The sequence below is a fragment of the Sedimentibacter sp. genome, assembly GCF_033447055.1.
GTDB lineage: Bacteria > Bacillota > Clostridia > Tissierellales > Sedimentibacteraceae > Sedimentibacter.
On the sequence record NZ_JAWQJF010000106.1, the window covers coordinates 1 to 5,577 of the forward strand.

A 5,577-nucleotide genomic window follows, 5' to 3' on the forward strand; every position below is an offset into this window, starting at 1 on the left:
AGTTCTTTAAACTATTTTATCATATCTTTAGTTTTCGTGCAAATTTGAATGTCTTTTTATATATCTTATTGCGAAAAATTTTTACCTTTCAGAGCTGATTTTAATACAGCGATTCAATTGATTTAATTACACAATATAAAACATGATTAATTGGTGTAGGAATATCAAGAGATTTGCCCATTTCAATAACTGTTCCTGCAAAATATTCAACTTCAGTCTTCCTTTTTGCTTCTACATCTTGAAGCATTGAAGTTCTTCCATTAGGTGAAAAACTATCCATCATTAATACAAAATCATCAATATCTTCCTCTCTTAAATCAATATTGGTAGCTTTTGCAATTGCAAGAACTTCCATCATTGCTTCCTTGAACAAAGTAAGATTAGTTTCAAGACTGGTAACTTTCCCATAAGGCGCCCTTGTAACAGCTGTCACTTGATTCACACCAACATTAAGCATGAACTTTTTCCATATCATACGAATCATATCCGGAAAAACAATGTTTTTTATGCCTGCTTTGTCAAAACATACTTGTACAGCTTTTACAGCTAAAGAAATTACAGTGTTATCTGCTTCTCCAAAATGAATTTCTCCATCCACAGTATTAATAACACCACAATCTGTTCTTTCAGCATCAATTCTCATTGTTAAGCCATAAAGTACTTTGTTGTCAGGATAAGCAGCATGTATTCTCGATCTTGCTGTAACACCATTTAAAAAAGTAATTAAAATCGTGTTTTCATCTACAAAGCTTCTTACATCTTCTATAGCTTCATCTAGTTGATAATTTTTTACACAAAAAATTATCAAATCAAATTTAATATCATTGTCGCCTTCCGAAAAAATATTAGGGTGAAAAATATTCCCATTTAACGTAAAGCCTTGTTTCTGAAGTTTTTCTTTTCTTGATTTTCCTGAAATAACAGCAAAATCTGTTCCATAAAATTTATGAAGAGCATTTCCATAAACAGTACCAACAGCACCCATTCCAATTAAAGCAACCTTTTTTATATTCATATTTAATCCTCTGTTATTAATTTTTAATTCAACTTTTAAATAATTAAGCTTAATATATTATAATGAAAATACTATAATAAGACAATCATTTTGTGTTAGAAATGAATAATTAAATAAATGTATGTTTTTAACTCCAAGTAAGTTTTTCCAGCTTAATGTGATTTCTGTACCATTCATCATCATTAAGCAGCATTTCCGGAGTACCTGAATTTTTAATTCTTCCATTTTCTAAAATAACTATTTTATCCGAGGCAATCATAGAAGACAATCTATGAGATATTGTTAATATTGTATGTTTTTCACTTGATTTTTGCAGCACAGATACAACTTTTTCTTCTGTGACAGAATCAAGATTTGCTGTTATTTCATCCAGAAGCATTATAGGCGGATTAGTAACCGTTGCCCTTGCTATGGAAAGAAGTTGTTTTTGACCTTGAGAAAAAATATTTTCATTTTTTACAATAGTATCATAACTATTTTCCAGATTATTAATGTATTCTGTCAATCCAACAAAGTCCAAAGCATTTTTTATTTGGTCAATGGTTATATTTTCATCTCCAACGCTTATTTGTTCAGCTACAGTTCCCTTAATCATATGAAAGTTTTGCTCTACATATCCGAATATATTTCTTTTGTATTTATTGGGAATTTGGAATACATCCATATTATTAATTGTAATGTTGCCGCTTGATGGTTGCAACAATCCGGCAGCAAGCTTGAAAAGTGTTGATTTACCAACTCCTGTTCTTCCCACAAATGTAACTTTCTCATTTGGTTTAATTTCAAAATTAATGTTTTTTAATATGTCATTTCCTTCTTCATAATGAAATGACATATTGTTAAAAGATATGTTTAAATTTTTGTTGTCAAGTTTATATTCTTCATTGCTTTTTTTTATATCCTCAGTTTCATTAAAGAATTCATTAACTCTCTTTATTCCGGATATTGATTTTTGAATGTTTTGAAGCTCCATACCAACATTTTCAACCGGTGCGAACAAGCTTGAAATCAAATCTATGGATGCAGCTATCATACCTAAGGAAATTCCTAAAATATTAAACTGTTTTGAAGATAAAACAACAACTGATGCTATTACAACAGCACGTATTATTCGTATTATCGGTGAAAATACAGAATCATAAAAATTTACTTTTTCTACTGTTTCATAATTTTTCTCCAACAACTCAGTATATCTTTTCTCCATATAATCTTCTTTGCTGAAAGATTTAATCATTTGAATGTTCTTAAAACTTTCAGATATATGATTATTTACTGTACCAACCAATTTTCTGTTTTCTATTTGAGCATAAAGCATTTTCTTTTGAAAAAGCCTCGTTAAAGCATAAATTACAGGAAATAAAATTAATACAATCGCTCCAAGTTTAGTGCTGAATATAAAAACGGATATAATGATTCCTATTATTTTAAAGCAATCAATTATCATTCCCACTATGCCTGTTGTAAACATTGAATTAATTGCATCCACATCATTTGTAAATCTTGATACAATCTGTCCTGTTTCATTTTCCGAAAAATAAATTGTACTTATTTTTTCCAGCTTAATCATCATTTCCAACCGAATTTCCTTAGTAATTTTTTGTCCTAATACAGTAAGAACAGCTTCTTTAAGAAAATCCAAAATACCTGTTAAAATTAAAATCGCAATGTAGAAAATTGCTGTGTCAATAAGGCCATCGATAGTTTTTTCAGTAAAGTTGTAATCTATAATATATTTTAATATTTGAGGAGGAATTAAAGATGCTAATACCACTCCAATGATTAAGAAAATTAAAAATACAGAAAGAATTTTATTTTTATTAAAAGCTTTAATTACAGTTGTTTTAACTTTATTGTTTCTCATCTTCATCTCCTACAGCACACTGCAAATTGTATATTTCTTTATATAGCACCGAGTTGTTCATTAATTCATCATGAGTGCCAAAATCAATTGTTTTGTCATTATGCAGAAATAAAATTTTATTGATTTTATTAAATGCAGTAAGTCTGTGAGAAATTAATATAATTAAACTTTCTTTGTAATTTTCTCGTAAATTATCTATAATTTTCTCTTCTGTTTTCATATCTACTGCAGAAAAAGGATCATCAAGTATAATAATTTTATTTTTGTTTAATAAAGTTCTGGCTAGTGCAATTCTTCCCTGTTGTCCTCCGCTTAATCTGATGCCGCTGTTTCCAACCAATGTATTGTAACCTTGAGGCATTACTTTTAAATCAGCATCAAAACATACATGCTTTAAAACTTCCGCTATATCTTTTCTATTCCCCATAGTTATATTGTTGTAAATTGTGTCAGACAAAAGCTGCGGTTTGTGGCTTAAATATGATATCATTTCGCTTCTTTCATAATCTGAATAATCTCTTAACTCTTTGCCGTTAATTTTAATGCTTCCCTCATAATTATAAAGACCCAGAAAAGAAATCCCTAATGTTGATTTACCCGAAGCAATTGGTCCAGTCACACCAATGATTTCTCCCTGTACTCCATCAAAAGTAATTTTTTCTATTGCATTTGTGCTTGTTCTGGGATAACTAAAACTTAAATTGTCCACTGCAAGACTTGTCTTTTTATCAGTTGTAAAAAATGTAGTATCTTTTCCATTGTATTCCGTTAGAAATGGCTTTATCCTTTTCCATGAAACCTGTGATTTTTGGACAGAATTAAATAACTTAGCTGCTTTGCTTGCTTTAATTGCCAAATCTCCAAACATTGTAATATATGCTGAAAAAGTTCCAACAGTCCAAATCCCGTTCACAACTTTATTTCCACCCATATAAATTACTGTTACAACTCCAAGCATCGCAATAGCATTATAAATGGGATGCATTGAATTTTCCAGCAAATAAGCTTTAATTGATTTATCCTGTAAGTCTTCTAGTTCATTGCTATACTTAACTCTGTTGTGTGCCTCCATGCCGTTTATGCGAAACAACATGGCGCTTTCTATAGTGCTGTAAGTAATATCAGCAACTTCGCTACTTTTATTTCTGTACTCAATGGAATATTTATATATGATTGTTTTTAATTTCTCTGCTAGAATCATTGCTGCAGGAATAAAAATTATTGACAAAATAGTTATTTTGACATCATAAACAAGCATAGAAATAAAATATGAAACCATCATCACACCTGTGTCAAATACTTCAGTTGTAAATTTACGCATTCCTTCTACGCACAAATCAACATCAGAAATTGCTCTTGTCATTAAATTACCCACATTTTCCTTATCTAAGTTTTCTTGAGTTTCATGCATTATGTTATTGTAAATCATTAAGCGCATTGTTGCACTTGTGCTGTTGGCAAACCGCCTTATATAAAAGCGCTTAAAATATCTGAAGAATTGTATCATTGCTATTATTGCAATAAAAACAGCACCGTTCTTCAATAATGAATTTGTATTTCCATTGACAACGGAGTCAATTAGCTTTCCTTGATAAATTGGACCTAAAACCATAGAAATGTTATAAGTAAGTCCAAATATTACTATGCATGCAACAGCAAATTTTTCTTTCTTCCAATAATTAATAATTTTGTTGGGTTCTTTTATAGGGTTAATATTTAATTTTGACATAATTTATTCCTTTGCTTCTTTTTTGTTTCAACTCATTTATTAAGTATATACCAATCTCATTGGTATTTCAAGGGTTTTGCCTGCTTTTTTATGATCGCTTTGCTATTTAGTCGTAATTCTTTGACTTTTTCTATTTACATCTCTTGAAAACCTTGTTTCTGTCAATAAATTAAATTTCAGTTATAAAATATTAATTCACAATTATTAACTATCTCAAAATATCGAAAGAATAATATACTAATACTTTATGCTAAATTACGACATTTCAATAGAAAATTCTTCAATTTACGACAAATAATATGTGTTATTTTTTTAACTTCATATTAATTTATTGTAAAATCTTTAAATTAATTCATTCCTATTTATATAAATCAGCAATCATTTAATATGAAACGATTTTCATATAATTATTTATTATGAAGTTTTTATCATTATATTTCTATTGAATACATTTTTCACCTGTGATACAATCATGCAGAAAACGTTATTCTTATCAATGCATTTTTTCCACATTACATGGAGGGACATTGGGATGCTTTAATAAGCATCAACGGAATTAGCAGCAATATTTTGCGGATACCACCTATCTAAATTTTAATTAAATAATCTGACCATTTCTTGTCAGTAATGCTAACTTCTTCTCTGTAAGAAAAATTAGTTGCATTCTATCACTCTTTTTTATGTTTTTGTGTAAGCATTTAGAAATTGTTGATCCCAACTGTTGAATTATTAATACAGTTGGAATATGTAATATCTGCAGATATTATAAAACAATTATATTGCTTTATCTTAGTTATGAATTTTTTAGGAAAGCAGCACAAGCAATGCTCTACAAAAAATCAGCACTGCTCATCATGGTGGTAACATGCGTAATTTAGTTTTGAATAAATAATTTATAATCCCCATAATTTCAGTTCATTTGTTTATAATAGTATTATTAAAATGAATTGTAAATCTTAGGTACTTTGTATC

Annotated in this window: 3 protein-coding genes; all 3 read right to left on the bottom strand. The window is 29.0% G+C overall.

What is annotated here, in order from left to right:
• Positions 1-100 precede the first annotated feature (100 nt).
• The 3 genes from SA378_RS07005 to SA378_RS07015 all read right to left on the bottom strand — a co-directional run bounded on the left by SA378_RS07005 (position 101) and on the right by SA378_RS07015 (position 4,605).
• Entirely contained in the window at positions 101-1,015 is a 915-nt protein-coding gene (locus SA378_RS07005) for a ketopantoate reductase family protein (RefSeq protein ID WP_318525269.1), read from the bottom strand.
• Between the two features lie 127 nt (positions 1,016-1,142).
• Positions 1,143-2,876, bottom strand: a complete 1,734-nt coding sequence (locus SA378_RS07010) for an ABC transporter ATP-binding protein (RefSeq protein WP_318525270.1) — start codon at positions 2,874-2,876, stop codon at positions 1,143-1,145.
• On the bottom strand, positions 2,863-4,605 hold the full coding sequence (locus tag SA378_RS07015) for an ABC transporter ATP-binding protein (RefSeq protein ID WP_318525271.1): 1,743 nt from the start codon (positions 4,603-4,605) through the stop codon (positions 2,863-2,865). Before SA378_RS07015 ends, SA378_RS07010 begins: the two co-directional genes overlap by 14 nt.
• Positions 4,606-5,577: the final 972 nt, after the last annotated feature.

Excerpts from the sequence above, each read along its gene's own strand:
- SA378_RS07005 (WP_318525269.1), bottom strand. The coding sequence starts at position 1,015 with ATGAATATAAAAAAGGTTGCTTTAATTGGAATGGGTGCTGTTGGTACT.
- SA378_RS07010 (WP_318525270.1), bottom strand. The coding sequence starts at position 2,876 with ATGAGAAACAATAAAGTTAAAACAACTGTAATTAAAGCTTTTAATAAA.
- SA378_RS07015 (WP_318525271.1), bottom strand. The coding sequence starts at position 4,605 with ATGTCAAAATTAAATATTAACCCTATAAAAGAACCCAACAAAATTATT.